Here is a 17020-nt window from a genome sequence, read left to right as displayed (position 1 = left end):
CCAGAAATTCATGCCGTTAGGGGAAAGAAAAGCGGCCTCTGGACGCATGATCGGATGCGCCCGGGGGTAAACTCGCGCGCTCATCCGGCCGCGGGAGCCGCGCCGAGGGGGAGTCTGCGCACATCACGGGCGGTGTCGGTGACGCCGGCGAGGAAGCCGCGGGCCCTGGGCGAGGCGGTGGCGGTGAGCCAGGCGGGGTCGATACCGCATACGGCCACCGTCACGCCGGTGCCGGTGAGCGCGTACGGCAGCGTGTGGACGACCGTGGACGGAAAGCTGACGATCGTACGGCCGATCGGGCCCCGCCGGGCGATCAGCTCCAGCGGCAGGTCCGGCCGGACGATCTCCAGCCCGGTCGCCTCGCTCAGCGCGCGCAGCTTCTCCGGGGACTCCCGGCGGTGCGCGAAGTAGCGGGTCACGCCGTGCTCCCGGGCGAGGGCCCGTACGGCGTCCAGATAGCGGAACGGGTCCACCACCCCGGTCTCCACCAGGGAGGTACCGACCAGGTCGGTGCCCTTGGTCAGGCGGGGCGGGCCGAAGCGGGCCCGGGTCCAGGCGAAGTCGTTGACCCGCAGCCGGGCGCCGGGCGGCGGGGGGAGCGGCATCGAGGTGAAGAGCTCGACGTCGTGCCCGTCGCGCGGGGTCAGCCGGCGCCGCGCGGCGGCCGACACGGGGGCGTAGGCGAGCTCCCGCGCCCGGGACGCGGCCCCGCCGCCGGTGCGGTGCCAGCGGCGCAGCCGTTCGCCGCGGCCGAGCTGCGCGACGAACTCCATGGTGGCGGTGCCGTCGTCCACGACGACCAGCTCGCGGGGCCGGGCGGGGACCAGCAGCAGCTGGAGGAAGCGCGAGAAGGGGTCGCCGATGACGATCCGCTCCGCCCGGCGCACGGCGGGGGCCAGGGCGGCCAGGGCTCCCACCGGGGATCCGGAGCCGCCGCGGGCCTCCTGCCAGTGCACGGTGTGGCCCTCGCCCCGGGCGAGCCCGGCGACGCGGCGCAGCTGCCCCCGCGACATGGGGTCGGTCGGGGGTACGACGACGATCCGCAGCTCGCCGGCCGCCTCGCCCGGGCCGGGGCGGCTCCGGTCGCCGGCGGGGCCGGGCTGGCGGGGGACGGCGGTCAGCAGGGGGCCGCCGTCCCCGCGCCGGGCGTGGGCCCACTCCAGCACGTTGAGGAGCTGGACCGGGCTCTCCACGAGGGCGAGGGTGGGGGCTGAGGGGTGCACGACGTACTCCGCTCTGGGGGAGGAGGGGCGGGGAAGGTCGGGAACGGCCGGTCGGTCAGGAGGCGGCGGGGGCGGGGGCGGGGGCCGGGAGGGTGCCCTGGACGCGGCGGAGCTTCTTCATGGGGGCGAGCTCGGAGTCGTAGACCTTCTTGACGCCGTCGCCGAGGGCGGTCTCGATGGTGCGGATGTCGCGCACGAGGCGGGCGAGGCCGCCGGGCTCGACGGAGGCAGCCTGGTCGGAGCCCCACATCGCGCGGTCGAGGGTGATGTGCCGCTCGACGAAGACGGCGCCGAGGGCGACGGCGGCCAGGGTGGTCTGGAGGCCGGTCTCGTGGCCGGAGTAGCCGACGGGGACGTTCGGGTACTCCTCCTGGAGGGTGTTGATCACCCGCAGGTTGAGCTCCTCGGCCTTGGCCGGGTAGGTCGAAGTGGCGTGGCACAGCAGGATGTTGTCGCTGCCGAGGACCTCGACGGCGTGCCGGATCTGCTTCGGGGTGGACATGCCGGTGGAGAGGACGACCGTGCGGCCCGTGGCGCGCAGGGCGCGCAGCAGTTCGTCGTCGGTGAGGCAGGCGGAGGCCACCTTGTGGGCGGGGAGGTCGAACTTCTCCAGGAAGGCGACGGCCTCGGTGTCCCAGGGGGAGGCGAACCAGGCGATGCCGCGCTTGGCGCAGTGCTCGTCGATGGCGAGGTAGTCGGCCTCGCCGAACTCGACGCGGTGGCGGTAGTCGATGTAGGTCATCCGGCCCCAGGGGGTGTCGCGTTCGACGTCCCACTGGTCGCGGGGGGTGCACAGCTCGGGGGTGCGCTTCTGGAACTTGACGGCGTCGCATCCGGCTTCGGCGGCGGCGTCGATCAGGGCGAAGGCGGTGCCGAGGTCGCCGTTGTGGTTGATGCCGATCTCGCCGACGACGTAGACGGGGCGGCCGGGGCCGGCGATGCGCGGGCCGAGGGTGCGGAGGCGGGTGTTGAGGGGGGCGACGGTCATGGCGTCGGGCGTCCTTCGCTGGGGTGTCTGGGGCGTGTGGGGTGTGGGTGCCGGGTCGAGGAGGGGGGCGAGGAGGCGGGCGCGGGCGAGGTCGTGCGGGTCGTCGACCTCCAGGACCCGCGCCGGGTCGGCGGGGACGGGCAGGACCCTGCCGAAGAAGCGGTGCCGGGCGGCGCGCAGGCCGGCCGCGGTCATGGCGTAGGCGGCGCCGGTCTCCAGAAGTTCCTCGGGGCGGTCCTGGCGGCGCGGCCGGTACGAGGGGACGTGGTTGACCCCGCTCCCGGAGCCGTCGGGCCCGCGGCGCCAGAGGAAGCCGTGGAAGGGGGCGGCGGTCAGGGCGGAGTCGGCGTCGCCGCGGGCCACGGCTGCGGCGACGGACTCGACGTCGGCGGAGGTCAGGAAGGGGCTGGTGCACTGGACGAGGAGGACCACGTCCACCGTGAGGGAGTGCAGCTCCTCGAAGGTGTCCAGGGCGTGCAGGACGGCGGACTCGCTGCTCGCGGTGTCCCCGGAGAGGGCGGCGGGGCGGGCGAGGACGTGGGCGCCGGCGGCGCGGCCCGCGGCGGCGACGGTCTCGGAGTCGGTGGAGACGACCACGTCGGTGACGGTGGGCGCGGCCCGGCAGGCGCGCACGGCCCGGGCGACCAGCGGGACCCCGCCGACGCGCGCGGTGTTCTTGCCCGGGACCCCTCGGGAGCCGCCGCGGGCGGGGATCACCGCAAGGACCCGCCGCGGCGGGCGCCCCGGAGCGGGGCCCGCGGGGCCGGGGCGGGAGGCGGACGCGGCACCCGGAGCCGGTGCCGGTGCCGGGACGGGGGTTGCGGCGGGGCCGGTGGGGGCGGTCACAGTTCGCCCAGGCGGCGGATCGCGGGGGCCACGCGCTGCACCCCGTGCCGGTAGGCCCCCGGGCGGCCTCGCGCAGCCGCCCCCGCACCCACCGCCGCGCCGCCGACTCCCGGCCCCCGCGCGGCAGGGCGCCGGGGAGGGGGGTCCCGTCGGGGGCGAGGTGCTGCCGGGCGAGGATCCCGGGCAGGTAACCGGGGGCGGTCTCCAGGGTGTAGTACGGCGCCACGGGCGGCAGCAGCTCCTCCCCGAGCAGCCGCGCGACCCGCTCCCGGGCGGCGGCGTAGGGGTCGACCGGCCCCGCGTCCGCGGGGGCCCGGTGCGCCCCCGTGGGGGCGGCGGACGGGGGGCGGCGGGGGGCGGGACGCCGTGGGTTGCCAGCCAGGTCGGGTTTGCCTGGGGGAGCAGGCCCGCGTCCAGTTGGTCCCAGGAGGCCAGGCAGCCCGAGCCGAGGAAGTGCTGGTTGCCGAGGGACTCGCGGATGCCGAGGTCGGTCAGGACGGCGGTCGGGACGCCCCGGTGAAGGGCCTCCAGGGCGGCCGTGGAGGAGACGGTGACCAGCAGGTCGGTGGTGTCCAGGACCTCGCCCATGTGGCCGTAGACCAGCCGCAGGTTCGGCGGGAGGCCGCCCGGGAGGCGTTCGGCCAGGCGCTGGTAGGGGTGCTCCTCCAGGTGGGTGGTGTGCTCCCCCGGCCGGCTGCGGAGTTTGACCAGCACCTCGCGGTCCGGGTGCAGCCGTGCGTGCCCGGCGGCCCGGCCCAGCAGGTAGGCGCGGTCGGCACGGGCCTCGGGCACGGAGGGCTGCACGGCGAAGACCACCCGGTGGGTGCGGTTCCCGGCGGGCTCGTACGGGGCCCCGTCCAGGAACGGCAGGGCGGTCTCGGTGACGGCTCCGGGGTCGGCGCCCGCCCCCGCGTAGACGGCGCGGAAGCGCTCGGCGTCATGGCGGGAGTTGGCCAGGACCAGGTCGGCGCCGTGCCGCAGCAGCAGCCCGTCGGCCAGCTTCTCGTAGACCACGCCCACGTACCCGGTGACGAACACGGGCCGGGCGGCCGGCTCCGGCCACAGGGCGCGGGCCCCGTGCAGGACGGCCTGGACGGCCCCGCCGACGAGGGCGAGGACGACCACGTCGTACCGTTCGCGCCCGAGCTCCGCCAGGAACTCCGCGCAGGTCACCTCCGCCGGCGCGGCGTCCGCCCCCACCCCCGCCTCGCCGAGCTGGCGGGCTGTGGGGGTGGCGCGGCCGCGCAGGAGGTACCCGGTGATCCGGTGGCCCGGAGGGGCGTCGGAGGGCGCGAGGCGGCGGGCCGTGAGGGCGCCCCATTTCCATCGCGTATCGGAATCGGCGAGTACGGCGATCCGCTGATCGGCCCGGCTTCTGCTGATTGGCACTGGCACCCGGCAGAAGCTATTCCGCATTTCCGGTGGTCGGCCCAACGAGCGCACAACGGCGGGTTAACAACCCGTCGACGAAATGCGAAAGCGTCCTGGTTAACGCGACGGCCCCGCGTCGTTCACATGGAATACGCATCGGGGCCACGGTGAATGCCGGGCCGCGCCCTAAGGTCTCACGGGTGCTCAAGCTCTCTGTGGTCGTGCCGTTCTACAACGTGCAGACATACGCCCCGGACGCCCTGCGGAGCCTCGGACTCAACGCCCGCGAGGACTTCGAGTTCCTGCTCGTCGACGACCGTTCCACGGACGGCACGCCCGAGCTGCTGGAACGGGCCGCCGCGACCCTGCCGGGGGCGGTGCTGCTCAGACGGGAGCGCAACGGCGGGCTGGCGACCGCCCGCAACACCGGGCTGGACGCGGCGCGCGGGCGCTACATCGCCTTCCTGGACGGCGACGACTGGCTGGCGCCGGGCCACCTGGCCCGCACCCTGGCCGCCATCGAGGCCCTGAACTGCGATTTCGTCCGGACCGACCATGTGCAGGTGACGGGCCGGGAGCGGGTCGTGCAGCGGGTGCCGTACGGGCCGGACGCGGTGGTCGCCGATCCGCGGGCCGGGATCCTGCCGGCCTCGCGGGCCACCGCGGTGGACTACCCGTACGCCTGGGCCGGGATGTACCACCGGCGGCTGCTGGACCGCGGGCTGCTGCACTTCACCGACGGGCTGCGCACGGCGGAGGACCGGCCGTGGATCTGGCGGCTGCACCGGGAGGCGGAGTCGTTCGCGGCGGTGGGCCTGCCGGGGGTCTTCTACCGGCGCGGCATTTCCACCTCGTTGACGCAGATCGGTGACGAGCGCCAGCTCGATTTCATTCGGGCATTCGACCAGGTAATCGCAGAGACGGCCGCCGACCGGGAATCCGAACTCTTGATCCACAAAGCGGTCCGAACGTATTGCGCAATTATCGCGCACCATATCGGCTCGATCGAAAGGTTCGAACCGGGCGTGGCGAAAAAACTCCGGTCGATGGGTGCGGACGCGCTCGCCCGCATGCCCCGCGGGGTGCTGGAGCGGGCCCTGGACTCGATGGACGCCGAGCGTTCCGCGCTGCTGCGCAGGCTACGCCGCCGGACCGCCGCCGCCGCGGCCCCCGGGGCCGCGGCGTGAACGTGACGCAGGTCTTCCTCGCCTCCACCCTCTACGGCGCGGCCACCCTCGCCGCCGCCCTCGACGCCGGCTGCCTCCCGCCGGCCGGCCGCCGGATCCTGCTGACCAGCAACCACTCCCCCGCCCCCGAGGCGACCCCGGGCCTGGACGCCATGCCGGGGTTCGCCGCGCTGCGCACCCGCTTCGACGAGGTGATCGACTGGAACGCGGTCGTCGCCCCGCAGCACCCCGGCGTCTGGGCGCCGCGCCCGGAGGACGTCCCGCTGTGGGAGCGGCAGCTGCGGCAGCTGTGGGGGCTGGGCGGGGACCGGGTCGAGCTGGTCGTGGAATCGCTCCAGGTGCCGCCCGCGCAGAGCCTGTGCCGGCTGTTCCCGGGGGCGGCGATCGACGTCTACGCCGACGGGCTCATGTCGTACGGGCCCACCCGCTTCCGGCTCGACCCGCAGATCGGGATGCGGGTGCGGCGGGTGCTGCACCTGGACCTGGTGCCGGGGCTGGAGCCGCTGCTGCTGACGGAGTTCGGGGTGCGGGGGGAGCTGGTCCCGGCGCCCGCCGTGCTGAAGGTCTTCGCGGAGCTGGCGGACCTGGCGGAGCCGGCGGACCTGGCGGACCCGCTCGGACCGGCTCCCGGCACCGGCGCCGGAGGCGGTTCCGGCACCGGCGCCGGCACCGGCGCCGGGGAGGAGCCGCCCGCGCTGCTGCTGGGCCAGTACCTGTCCGCGCTGGAGCTGATGTCCCCGGACGAGGAGGAGGAGCTGCACGCCGCGATGGTGCGCGGCGCCCACGAGTGGGGCCACCGGGACCTGGTGTTCAAACCGCACCCGAGCGCCCCGGCCGCGTACGCGCGGCGGGCCCGGGCGGAGGCCGCCCGGCTGGGGGTGCGGCTGCGGGTGCTGGACGCGCCGGTGCTGGCCGAGATCCTGTACCAGCGGCTGCGGCCGGCGCTGGTCGTGGGCTGTTTCTCGACCGGGCTGCTGACGGCCCGGGCGCTGTACGGGATCCCGGTGGCGCGCACCGGGACCGCGGCCGTGCTGGGGCGGCTGGCCCCGTACCAGAACAGCAACCGGATCCCCCTGACCCTGGTGGACGCCCTGGTCCCGGACCTGGACGGGCCGCCGCAGGATCCACCTGCCGATCTGCCCGGGCTGGTCGCGGCGGTGGGCTTCACGATGCAGCCCCGGATCCTGCCGGACCGCCGCCCCGCGGCCGAGGCCTACCTGGCCCGGCACCTGGACCCGTACACCCGGCGCTACTTCGGCCGCCGCCGGCTGACCGCGCTGGGACTGCCCGGCGGGGTCCCGCGGCGGCTGGCGTTCCTGCCCCGCAACCGCGCCGTGCGGCGGGCGGCGCACCGGCTGCGCAGGCGGCTGGGCCGCCTGGGCTCGGGCTCCTGAGGCAGCCGGGCGGGCCCGCGCCCGGGTCGGCCGGCGTCAGCTGACGGCGAGCTTGGCGGCGAAGCCGAGGAAGATCACGCCCGCCGCCGAGGTCGCCCCCGCCGACAGCCGCTTGCGGCGGCGGAAGGCGGCCGACAGGCGGGTGCCGGTGAAGATCAGGGTGGACAGGTAGGCGAGGCTGACGAGCTGGGAGACGGTCCCGAGCAGCAGGAACGACAGCGCCGGGTGGGCGTATCCCGGGTCGACGAACTGCACGAAGAACGACAGCAGGAACAAGATGGCCTTCGGGTTGAGCAGGCTGACCAGCAGCGCCCGCCGGTACGGCCGCTCGGCCGCCCCCGCCGCCTCCGGCCCCGCTTCCCCGGGCTCCTCGTCACGCGTCCGCCGCGCCTGCCACATGGCCCACGCGGCCCGCATCATGCCCACGGCCAGCCAGCCCAGGTAGCCGGCCCCGAGCACCTTGACCACGCCGAACAGCACCGGGCTCGCCTGGAGCAGCGCGCCCGCGCCGACGGCCGTGAGCACCATCAGCACCGTGTCGCCGGTGAACACGCCGAAGGCGGCCCTGTAGCCCGCCTTCACGCCGCGGCGCGAGGCGACGGACAGGACGTAGAGGGAGTTCGGCCCCGGCAGCAGAACGATCAGCACCACCGCGGCGAGATAAGTAGGAAGATCTGTCACACCCAGCATGCGCAGGAGTGTCCCATAGGTACGCACCTGTCACGCCAGTGGGTTTCACGAACCGAGACCGGCGGGTTCGTACGTCCCCCAGACCTCCCTCAGCACCCCGCACACCTCGCCCACCGTGGCCCGCGCCCGCAGCGCCTCCTTCATCGGGTGCAGCACGTTCCCCTCCGTCCCGGCGGCCACCTCCCGCAGCTCCTCCAGCGTGCTGCGCACCGCCTCCGCGTCCCGCCCCGCGCGCAGCCGGGCCAGCGCCGCGCACTGCCGGGCCTCGACCGCGGGGTCGACGCGCAGCGGCTCGTACGGCTCCTCCCGCTCCAGCGCGAAGCGGTTGACCCCGACCACGACCCGCGCCCCGGCTTCCTGCTCCCGTGCGATCCGGTAGGCGTTGGCCTCGATCTCCCCCTTCTGGAAGCCCGCCTCGATCGCCGCGACCGCCCCGCCGAGGTCCTCGACCCGCCGCATCAGGGCCAGGGCCGCCTCCTCCAGCTCGTCCGTCATCCGCTCCACGGCGTAGGACCCGGCGAAGGGGTCGGCGGTGTGCGGCACGTCCGTCTCGTACGCGAGCACCTGCTGGGTCCGCAGCGCCAGCCGGGCCGCCTTCTCCGTGGGCAGGGCGATGGCCTCGTCGAAGGAGTTGGTGTGCAGCGACTGCGTCCCGCCGAGGACGGCGGCCAGGGCCTGCACCCCCACCCGGACGAGGTTCAGCTCGGGCTGCTGCGCCGTCAGCTGGACCCCGGCGGTCTGGGTGTGGAAGCGCAGCATCAGCGACTTGGGGTCCCTGGCCCCGAACTCCTCGCGCATGACGCGGGCCCAGATCCGGCGGGCCGCACGGAACTTGGCCACCTCCTCCAGGAGGGTGGTGCGGGCGACGAAGAAGAAGGAGAGGCGGGGGGCGAACTCGTCGACGGCCATCCCGGCGTCGATCGCGGTCCGGACGTAGGCGATCGCGTCGGCGAGGGTGAAGGCGATCTCCTGCACGGGCGAGGCCCCCGCCTCCGCCATGTGGTAGCCGGAGATCGAGATGGTGTTCCACCTGGGGATCTCCGTGCGGCAGTAGCGGAAGGTGTCGGCGGTCAGCCGCAGGGAGGGGCCGGGCGGGAAGATGTACGTGCCGCGCGCGATGTACTCCTTCAGGACATCGTTCTGGACGGTGCCGGTCAGCCGGGAGCCCGGGATGCCCTGTTCCTCCGCGACCAGCTGGTACATCAGGAGCAGCAGGGCGGCCGGGGCGTTGATCGTCATCGAGGTGGAGACCCGGTCCAGGGGGATGCCCTCCAGGAGCACCCGCATGTCCTCGACGGAGTCGACGGCGACGCCGACCTTGCCGACCTCCCCGGCGGCCAGGGGGGCGTCGGAGTCGTGGCCCATCTGGGTGGGCAGGTCGAAGGCCACGGACAGGCCGGTCCCGCCGCCCTCGATGAGCCGGCGGTAGCGGGCGTTGGACTCGGCGGCCGTGCCGAAGCCCGCGTACTGGCGCATGGTCCAGGGGCGGGCCGTGTACATCGTGGGGTGGATGCCGCGGGTGTACGGGTACTCCCCCGGCGCCCCGAGCCTGTCCCCCGGGTCCCAGCCCGCGAGGTCGTCCGGCCCGTAGACCGGTTCGATGGGGATTCCGCTCTCGGTGCGGGCCGTGGGACGGACCATGCCGTGGACCTCCGTGTCCGTGGAGCCGACCGGCCCGGGGCTGGTACAACCGTGCCCGCGACGACCGCTGGTCACAATGGCGCAACATCCCGGGACCGTCCGCAACTGTCCACGCCATGTGAGGCATCACCCAGATACACGACAATGAATTCGGGGGAACCGCGATGCACCGACAGAGAGCCCTCATCCGTACGTTCGGCCTCGCCACCGCCGTGGCCTTCGCCGCGGCCGCCTGCGGTCCGCAGCATTCCGGGTCCGCTCCGGCGGCGCCCTCCGCGCCGGTGGCTTCCCCCTCGGCATCCGCGTCCGGTCAGGACGACAAGCCCGGCACCCCCTCGCCCTCGCAGTCCGCTTCCCCCTCCGCTTCCCCCTCCGCCTCGCCCTCCGACGCGCCCTCCCGGCCGGCGGCACCCGTCGTGAAGCCGGTCATGGCCAACGGCGACGAGAACGACCAGGTCCGCGACCTCCAGGCCCGGCTGCGCCAGCTGAAGCTGATGGCCTCGGCGCCCACCGGCTTCTACGGCTCGAAGACGACCGCCGCCGTGAAGACCTTCCAGTCGCAGCACGGGCTCGGTGCCACCGGTGCGGTGGACGAGGCCACCTGGCAGAAGGTCCAGGGCCTCAGCAGGAAGCCCACCGAGGAGGAGCTGCGCCCGCCGACCACCAACGAGGTCGCCGCCCCGGACCCGCGGTGCATGCAGGGCCGGGTGCTGTGCATCAGCAAGGAGAGCCGCACCCTCGCCTGGATGATCGACGGCAAGGTGGTCTCGTCCATGGACGTGCGCTTCGGCTCGGAGAACACGCCCACCCGCGAGGGGCTGTTCCAGGTGGAGTGGAAGGCGAAGGACTGGACGTCGACGATCTACCACACGCCGATGCCGTACGCGATGTTCTTCAGTCAGGGCCAGGCCGTGCACTACTCGGCCGACTTCGCGGCCCGTGGCTACGCCGGCGCCTCGCACGGCTGCGTCAACGTCCGGGACAAGGCGAAGCTGTCGGCGCTGTTCGACCAGGTGAAGGTCGGCGACAAGGTCGTCGTCTACTGGTGACGCCCATTCGGTCGACCGACCGGGCGCGGCCGGGGGAGAGGAAGGGGCGCGGGCAGGGCCGGGGGAACGTGCCCCGCCCGCGCCGGGTGCGCAGAGCCCAGGGGTACGGGGGGAACCCCGGCTCTTGCGCGGCCGATGACCAGTCGGCTCGTTCTGTACTGCGCCGGCCGGTCGAAAAGTGTTACTGCCCTTCGCGCGGACTTTCGGTGAACCGTTTCCGCACCGGGTCGCGGGGCCCCGTCAGCGGGTGCGGAAGCCCAGCGGGCCGGCCGGGCTGAGGACCGGCGAGGGGACGACGACGCCGCCCTGGTCGGTGCTCCCGCCCTGCGGGGTGCCCGAGCGGGGCGCCTCCAGCAGGGTCGCGCAGAAGCGCGGGATCTTGGCGGGGCCGCCGGCGATCCGGGCGAGGTACTGCTTGCGGTCCTCGGCCAGCTTGTTCGCGGCGTGGTCCCGGCACAGGGTCTCGGGGCGGTCCGTGTCCTGCTGGTCGCGGTCCTTGCCGCCGGCACCGCCGTCCTTGGTGCCGTCGTTCTTGTCGGTGAGCGTGTTGCGGGTGCCGCCGTCCGTACCCGTCGTGCCGCCCCCCGTGGCGGGCGTCGTCACCGTGCCGGGCGGCAGCGAGCCGCCGGGGTCCAGGGGGGTGCGGCCCCGGCCGTCCGGCGGCAGCGAGAAGCCGGGGCCGAGCGAGGCGAGGCCGCCGCCGCCCTCCGGGGTGGGCCGCAGCTGCGGAAGGGAGGTGGGTCCGGCCGTCTCCGCGGCGGGCGTGCGCTCCGAGTCGGCACTGACCGACACCGCCGGCGCGGGACCCGCGGAGAGGCGGGCGTCCCGGTCCAGCAGGCCGGTGCCGGCGACGGCGGCGATCCCGCCGACCGCGACCCCGGCGAGCGCGGCCGCCAGCCCGAAGCGGGCGGGCGTGCCGTGGCGGCGCTGCGCGGGGATCCGTACGACGGGTATCGGGGCCAGGTCGATCAGGGGCTCGTCGGGGACGCCGGCCCCGGGCGCGCCGGAGCGGCCCGCCGCGGGGGCCGCGGTGGCCGGGGCGGCGGCGCGGGTGGCGTGCGCCGCGCGGAACGCGGCCAGGGCCGCGGCTTCGCCGGGCAGCTCGCCGCGGTCCGCGGTCCGCGGGGTCAGGGCGTCGAGGGCGGCGCGCAGCCGGGCGGCCTCGGCCCGGGCGCGCGGGTCGGCGCCGGGTCCGACCGGGGCGGCGGCCCGTCCGCGCAGCAGCTCTTCCGCCGTGGCTCCGTCCAGCCACGCCTTGTGCTCGTCGGCCATCACATGTCCTTCTGCGTCCGCCAACGTGAATGCGTCACACCGGTTTGTTCCACGAGGTCCTTCGCCCGTGCCCGCTGCGCCGGTACGGCGTCGAGGTCCCGGTCCCGCGCCAGGTCTCCGGCATTATGGCCGACCCGCGCCCTGGCCTCGGCCTCACCCGCGGCTCCGGGGTCGGCGTTCAGGAGCTCGGCGAGCTTCTTCAGGCCCCGGTGGGCGGCCGTGCGGACCGCGCCGGGGCGCTTGCCCAGGGTCTCGGCCGCGCTCTTGGCGTCGAGGCCGACGACCACCCGCAGGACGACGGCCTCGGCCTGGTCCTGCGGGAGCCGGGCGATGAGCGCCATGGTGCGGCCGGTGGACAGGGCCTCCATGGCCTCGCCGTAGGTGTCGGAGTCCGCGGCCCGGCCTGTGAGCTCGGTCTCGTCCCCGCCGACGGCGGGCCGGCGGCCGCGCATGCGGATGTGGTCGAGGGCCCGGTTGCGGGCGATGCGCGCCGCCCAGCCGCGGAAGCGGTCGGCGTCTCCCGTGAAGGAGGCGAGGTCGCGGGCGATCTGCAGCCAGGCCTCGGAGGTCACGTCCTCGGCGTCGCCGTCCCCGACGAGCGTCCGTACGTATCCGAGCAGGCGCGGGTGCACGGCGCGGTACACAGTCCGGAACGCGCTCTCGTCGCCGTCCTGTGCCGCGAGCACCGCGGCGGTCAGCTCCGCGTCGTCCCCCAGCAAAGTCCCCAACCCGTTCGACGTCCTGTACGTGTGGCGCAAATCCGCACGTTACGGCTTTCGCGTACCTCTCGTCCACGCGTTGTACAACCAGCGACGAAGCCTGCGCGGAGCGAGGTGTGACAGAAAACGCACTCCGGACGCTGACACAGATACGGGCTTGTCGCACGAGCCCGTGACGGATGGCGACCGGGGCCTCTCCTGTGGGGGGTGGCGGCCTCGGTCGCCCTCCCCTCTCTTCAGCCGGTTCAATCCGGCCCGGGTGTCATCCTTTCGGCTCACTTCCGGGTGAAATCCCCTTATGCATACGACACCCCCTCTCCGGGATCGCTAGCGTGGCGGTACACCCGCGCCGCGCCCCGAGGAGAACTCCGCTGTCCAGCCCCCTTCCGGCACAGGTCCGCGGCCCGGTCTCCACCCCGGGCACCGGGCTGGAGCGGTTCAACTCGCTGCCGCCCGAGCACGCCCGGACGGCCCTGCTGCACTGCTGCGGCAGCGTCCGCTGGGCCCAGCGGGTGGCCGACCACCGCCCCTATCCGGACACCGCCTCCCTGCTGGCGGCGGCCGACGAGGCCGCGTACGACATGTCCCAGGGCGACCTCACCGAGGCGCTGGCCCGGGAGTCCTCGGCGGAGCTGGGGCACGGGGCACCTTACGCGGCGCTGCTGGCGCTGGACGCGGCCCGGGCGGAGTACGAGCGCACCTTCGGGCACGCCTTCGTGATCTGCCTGGACGGCCATCCGCCCGAGGAGCAGATAAGCCAGCTGCTGGCGGCGATCCGCCGGAGGATGGGTCACGAGATCGACGAGGAACGCTCGATCGCGGCCGACGAACTGCGGATGGTGGCCCGCTCCCGGCTGCTGAGCCTGCTCGACCGGCTCGCGGGCGCGCACCGCGTTGATCCCGGTGACGGCCGGTCGACGGCCGATTTCGGGCTGTTCGCCCCTGTGGGATAGGCCGTCCGTGCCTGTTTGATCACACCAGCGGACCCCGCGCGAGGGAACCGACGAAGCGTCGCTACGATGTCCGGGGCCGGTGGACCGTACCCGGCCGGGCCCGACCGACAAAGAAGCCGGCTGGCCCCCGCCCCGCTTCCGGAGGGTTTTCCGTGCCGGCTGGAACGTTGTACCGCGGCCGGGAAGGAATGTGGTCCTGGGTGGCTCATCGAGTCACCGGCGTCCTCATTTTCTTCTTCCTGTTCGTACACGTCCTCGACACCGCACTCGTCCGCGTCTCCCCTGAGGCGTACGACGATGTCGTGTCTACCTACAAGACCCCGATCGTCGCGCTGCTGGAGTACGGCCTCGTCGCCGCCATCCTCTTCCACGCGCTCAACGGTCTCCGTGTGATCGCCGTGGACTTCTGGTCCAAGGGCCCCCGCTACCAGAAGCAGATGCTCTGGACCGTCGTGGGCGTCTGGATCGTGCTGATGGCCGGTGCCGTCCTCCCGGTCCTCGGCCACGCCTACCGCGTTCTGTTCGGGGAGTGACACGCATGTCTTCTGACACTTCTTCCGCCCAGGCGATCGGCTCCGTCGAGGGTGTGTCCCTCTACGACACCGACAACCCGGCGCCCTACATCGAGGCCCCGCGCAAGCGGACCGGCAAGACCCCGCGCTCGACCCGCGGCAACTTCGAGATGGCCGCGTGGCTCTTCATGCGCCTCTCGGGCATCGTGCTGGTCGTCCTGGTGATCGGCCACCTGCTGATCCAGCTCGTGCTGGACGGCGGCGTCTCGAAGGTCGGCTTCGCGTTCGTCGCCGGCCGCTGGGCTTCCCCGTTCTGGCAGGTCTGGGACCTGCTGATGCTGTGGCTGGCCATGCTGCACGGCGCCAACGGCCTGCGTACCGTGATCAACGACTACGCGGAGCGCGCCAACACGCGGCTGTGGCTGAAGGGCCTGCTCTACACCGCCACGGTGTTCACCATCCTTCTGGGCACGCTGGTGATCTTCACCTTCGACCCGAACATCCGCTAGGCAACGGGGCTGAGGCGAAACAAAATGAAGATCCACAAGTACGACACCGTGATCGTCGGCGCCGGTGGCGCGGGCATGCGCGCCGCCATCGAGGCGACGAAGCGCAGCCGCACCGCCGTGCTGACGAAGCTCTACCCCACCCGCTCCCACACGGGCGCCGCGCAGGGCGGCATGGCCGCCGCGCTGGCCAACGTGGAGGACGACAACTGGGAGTGGCACACCTTCGACACGGTCAAGGGCGGTGACTACCTGGTCGACCAGGACGCCGCCGAGATCCTGGCGAAGGAGGCCATCGACGCGGTCCTCGACCTCGAGAAGATGGGCCTGCCGTTCAACCGCACCCCGGACGGCACCATCGACCAGCGCCGCTTCGGCGGTCACTCCCGCAACCACGGCGAGGCGCCGGTCCGCCGGTCCTGCTACGCCGCGGACCGCACCGGCCACATGATCCTCCAGACGCTGTACCAGAACTGCGTCAAGGAGGGCGTGGAGTTCTTCAACGAGTTCTACGTCCTGGACCAGCTGCTGGTCGAGGTCGACGGTGTGAAGAAGTCCGCGGGTGTGGTCGCGTACGAGCTCGCCACCGGCGAGATCCACGTCTTCCAGGCCAAGTCGGTCATCTACGCCTCCGGCGGCACCGGCAAGTTCTTCAAGGTGACCTCCAACGCGCACACCCTGACGGGTGACGGCCAGGCGGCCTGCTACCGCCGCGGCCTGCCGCTGGAGGACATGGAGTTCTTCCAGTTCCACCCGACGGGCATCTGGCGCATGGGCATCCTGCTGACGGAGGGCGCCCGTGGTGAGGGCGGCATCCTCCGCAACAAGGACGGCGAGCGCTTCATGGAGAAGTACGCGCCGGTCATGAAGGACCTCGCGTCCCGTGACGTCGTCTCGCGCTCCATCTACACCGAGATCCGCGAGGGCCGCGGCTGCGGTCCGGCCGGTGACCACGTGTACCTGGACCTGACGCACCTCCCGCCGGAGCAGCTGGACGCGAAGCTCCCGGACATCACGGAGTTCGCGCGCACCTACCTCGGCATCGAGCCCTACACGGACCCGATCCCGATCCAGCCCACCGCGCACTACGCCATGGGCGGCATCCCGACCAACGTCGAGGGTGAGGTCCTGGCGGACAACACCACCGTCGTCCCGGGCCTGTACGCGGCCGGCGAGGTCGCCTGCGTGTCGGTGCACGGCGCCAACCGCCTGGGCACCAACTCGCTGCTGGACATCAACGTCTTCGGCAAGCGCTCCGGCATCGCCGCGGCCAAGTACGCGGCCGAGAACGACTACGTCGAGCTGCCGGAGAACCCGGCGCAGCAGGTCGCCGACCTGGTCGAGCAGCTGCGCAACTCCACGGGCACGGAGCGGGTCGCCGACCTGCGCCTGGAGCTCCAGGAGACGATGGACGCGAACGTGATGGTGTTCCGCACGGAGCAGACCATCAAGACCGCGGTCGAGAAGATCGCGGAGCTGCGCGAGCGCTACAAGAACGTGTCCGTCCAGGACAAGGGCAAGCGGTTCAACACGGACCTGCTGGAGGCCATCGAGCTGGGCAACCTGCTCGACCTGGCCGAGGTCATGGCCGTGTCCGCCCTGGCGCGCAAGGAGTCCCGCGGCGGTCACTACCGCGAGGACTACCCGAACCGCGACGACGTCAACTTCATGCGCCACACCATGGCGTACCGCGAGGTCGGCGCCGACGGCAAGGACTCCGTCCGCCTGGACTACAAGCCCGTCGTCGTCACCCGCTACCAGCCGATGGAGCGTAAGTACTGATGGCCACCCCGACCCTGGACAAGATGGAGGCGGCGGCCGCCGCCTCGCCGTACATCACGGTCACGTTCCGGATCCGCCGCTACAACCCCGAGGTCTCGGCCGAGGCGGAGTGGCAGGACTTCCAGATCGAGATCGACCCGAAGGAGCGCGTGCTCGACGGTCTCCACAAGATCAAGTGGGACCTCGACGGCACGCTGACCTTCCGTCGCTCGTGCGCGCACGGCATCTGCGGCTCCGACGCGATGCGGATCAACGGCAAGAACAGGCTCGCCTGCAAGACGCTGATCAAGGACATCAACCCGGAGAAGCCCATCACGGTCGAGGCCATCAAGGGCCTCACGGTGATGAAGGACCTCGTGGTCGACATGGAGCCCTTCTTCCAGGCGTACCGGGACGTCATGCCGTTCCTGGTCACCAAGGGCAACGAGCCGACGCGCGAGCGCCTGCAGTCCGCCGAGGACCGCGAGCGCTTCGACGACACCACCAAGTGCATCCTGTGCGCCGCGTGCACGTCCTCGTGCCCGGTGTTCTGGAACGACGGCCAGTACTTCGGCCCGGCGGCGATCGTCAACGCCCACCGCTTCATCTTCGACTCGCGTGACGAGGCCGGCGAGCAGCGGCTGGAGATCCTGAACGACAAGGACGGCGTGTGGCGCTGCCGCACGACCTTCAACTGCACCGACGCGTGCCCCCGTGGCATCGAGGTCACGAAGGCGATCCAGGAAGTCAAGCGCGCGCTGATCACGCGCCGCTTCTGACCGTCCCGGTCCCGCAGGTCGTACGAGGGCCCCGTCCCCCGGTGTTTCCACACCGGGGGACGGGGCCCTCGCCCGTTCGAGTGAGTGCGCGGGATCCCGCCCCGGGGCCCGCGGGCGCCCTACGATGAT

14 protein-coding genes and 2 pseudogenes are annotated in these 17020 nt (G+C 73.1%); 8 read left to right on the top strand and 8 right to left on the bottom strand.

Going from position 1 to position 17020, the window contains the following annotated elements:
- Positions 1–80: 80 nt before the first annotated feature.
- From B4U46_RS22005 to B4U46_RS39195, 4 genes and pseudogenes are all read right to left on the bottom strand, one after another.
- Positions 81–1223: a hypothetical protein gene (locus B4U46_RS22005; RefSeq protein WP_079429419.1), complete on the bottom strand. Its 1143-nt coding sequence runs from the start codon at positions 1221–1223 to the stop codon at positions 81–83.
- Positions 1224–1278: 55 nt separating this feature from the next.
- Positions 1279–2211: an N-acetylneuraminate synthase family protein gene (locus B4U46_RS39205; RefSeq protein WP_237293344.1), complete on the bottom strand. Its 933-nt coding sequence runs from the start codon at positions 2209–2211 to the stop codon at positions 1279–1281.
- Between the two features lie 336 nt (positions 2212–2547).
- A pseudogene (locus B4U46_RS39200) lies at positions 2548–2928 on the bottom strand (cytidylyltransferase domain-containing protein); the annotation flags it as partial.
- A 125-nt stretch (positions 2929–3053) separates the two neighbouring features.
- Positions 3054–4473 (bottom strand): annotated as a pseudogene (locus B4U46_RS39195) (DUF6716 putative glycosyltransferase).
- 155 nt (positions 4474–4628) lie between these two features.
- On the opposite strand from B4U46_RS39195, the gene B4U46_RS21995 reads away from it, so the two are divergent.
- Together B4U46_RS21995 and B4U46_RS21990 are read left to right on the top strand one after the other, a co-directional pair.
- Complete coding sequence (locus B4U46_RS21995; RefSeq protein WP_079429417.1) at positions 4629–5615, top strand: glycosyltransferase family 2 protein; 987 nt, start codon at positions 4629–4631, stop codon at positions 5613–5615.
- Entirely contained in the window at positions 5612–7009 is a 1398-nt protein-coding gene (locus tag B4U46_RS21990) for a polysialyltransferase family glycosyltransferase (RefSeq protein WP_079429416.1), read from the top strand. Before B4U46_RS21995 ends, B4U46_RS21990 begins: the two co-directional genes overlap by 4 nt.
- A 36-nt stretch (positions 7010–7045) precedes the next feature.
- On the opposite strand, the gene leuE is transcribed toward B4U46_RS21990, so the two are convergent.
- Positions 7046–7699 (bottom strand): leucine efflux protein LeuE, encoded by a 654-nt coding sequence (gene leuE, locus B4U46_RS21985; RefSeq protein WP_079429415.1) that lies wholly within the window; start codon positions 7697–7699, stop codon positions 7046–7048.
- A 45-nt stretch (positions 7700–7744) separates the two neighbouring features.
- On the bottom strand, positions 7745–9340 hold the full coding sequence (locus tag B4U46_RS21980) for an acyl-CoA mutase large subunit family protein (protein ID WP_079429414.1): 1596 nt from the start codon (positions 9338–9340) through the stop codon (positions 7745–7747).
- 164 nt (positions 9341–9504) lie between these two features.
- On the opposite strand from B4U46_RS21980, the gene B4U46_RS21975 reads away from it, so the two are divergent.
- Positions 9505–10389 carry a L,D-transpeptidase family protein gene (locus B4U46_RS21975; protein ID WP_079429413.1) on the top strand — a complete coding sequence of 295 codons (885 nt, stop codon included), beginning with the start codon at positions 9505–9507 and terminating at the stop codon, positions 10387–10389.
- Between the two features lie 240 nt (positions 10390–10629).
- Here the strand turns inward: B4U46_RS21975 and B4U46_RS21970 are convergent, their stop codons facing one another.
- Both B4U46_RS21970 and B4U46_RS21965 read right to left on the bottom strand, forming a co-directional pair.
- Positions 10630–11661: a hypothetical protein gene (locus B4U46_RS21970; protein WP_079429412.1), complete on the bottom strand. Its 1032-nt coding sequence runs from the start codon at positions 11659–11661 to the stop codon at positions 10630–10632.
- Positions 11661–12380, bottom strand: a complete 720-nt coding sequence (locus B4U46_RS21965; RefSeq protein WP_079429411.1) for an RNA polymerase sigma factor — start codon at positions 12378–12380, stop codon at positions 11661–11663. The genes B4U46_RS21970 and B4U46_RS21965 overlap by 1 nt, the downstream gene beginning before the upstream one ends.
- Positions 12381–12712: 332 nt before the next feature.
- Between B4U46_RS21965 and B4U46_RS21960 the strand changes: the two genes are divergently transcribed.
- From B4U46_RS21960 to B4U46_RS21940, 5 genes are all read left to right on the top strand, one after another.
- Complete coding sequence (locus B4U46_RS21960) at positions 12713–13333, top strand: 2-oxo-4-hydroxy-4-carboxy-5-ureidoimidazoline decarboxylase (RefSeq protein ID WP_079429410.1); 621 nt, start codon at positions 12713–12715, stop codon at positions 13331–13333.
- Between the two features lie 152 nt (positions 13334–13485).
- On the top strand, positions 13486–13866 hold the full coding sequence (sdhC, locus tag B4U46_RS21955; protein ID WP_079429409.1) for a succinate dehydrogenase, cytochrome b556 subunit: 381 nt from the start codon (positions 13486–13488) through the stop codon (positions 13864–13866).
- A gap of 5 nt (positions 13867–13871) precedes the next feature.
- Entirely contained in the window at positions 13872–14354 is a 483-nt protein-coding gene (locus tag B4U46_RS21950) for a succinate dehydrogenase hydrophobic membrane anchor subunit (protein WP_079429408.1), read from the top strand.
- Positions 14355–14378: 24 nt separating this feature from the next.
- Positions 14379–16133: a succinate dehydrogenase flavoprotein subunit gene (gene sdhA, locus B4U46_RS21945; protein ID WP_079429407.1), complete on the top strand. Its 1755-nt coding sequence runs from the start codon at positions 14379–14381 to the stop codon at positions 16131–16133.
- Positions 16133–16891, top strand: a complete 759-nt coding sequence (locus tag B4U46_RS21940; RefSeq protein WP_007266035.1) for a succinate dehydrogenase iron-sulfur subunit — start codon at positions 16133–16135, stop codon at positions 16889–16891. The genes sdhA and B4U46_RS21940 overlap by 1 nt, the downstream gene beginning before the upstream one ends.
- Positions 16892–17020: the final 129 nt, after the last annotated feature.

The sequence above is a fragment of the Streptomyces katrae genome (genome assembly GCF_002028425.1).
GTDB classification, from domain to species: Bacteria; Actinomycetota; Actinomycetes; order Streptomycetales; family Streptomycetaceae; genus Streptomyces; species Streptomyces katrae_A.
The sequence above is the reverse complement of the archived record's forward strand: the minus strand, read 5'-3'. Positions and strand labels throughout refer to the sequence as shown.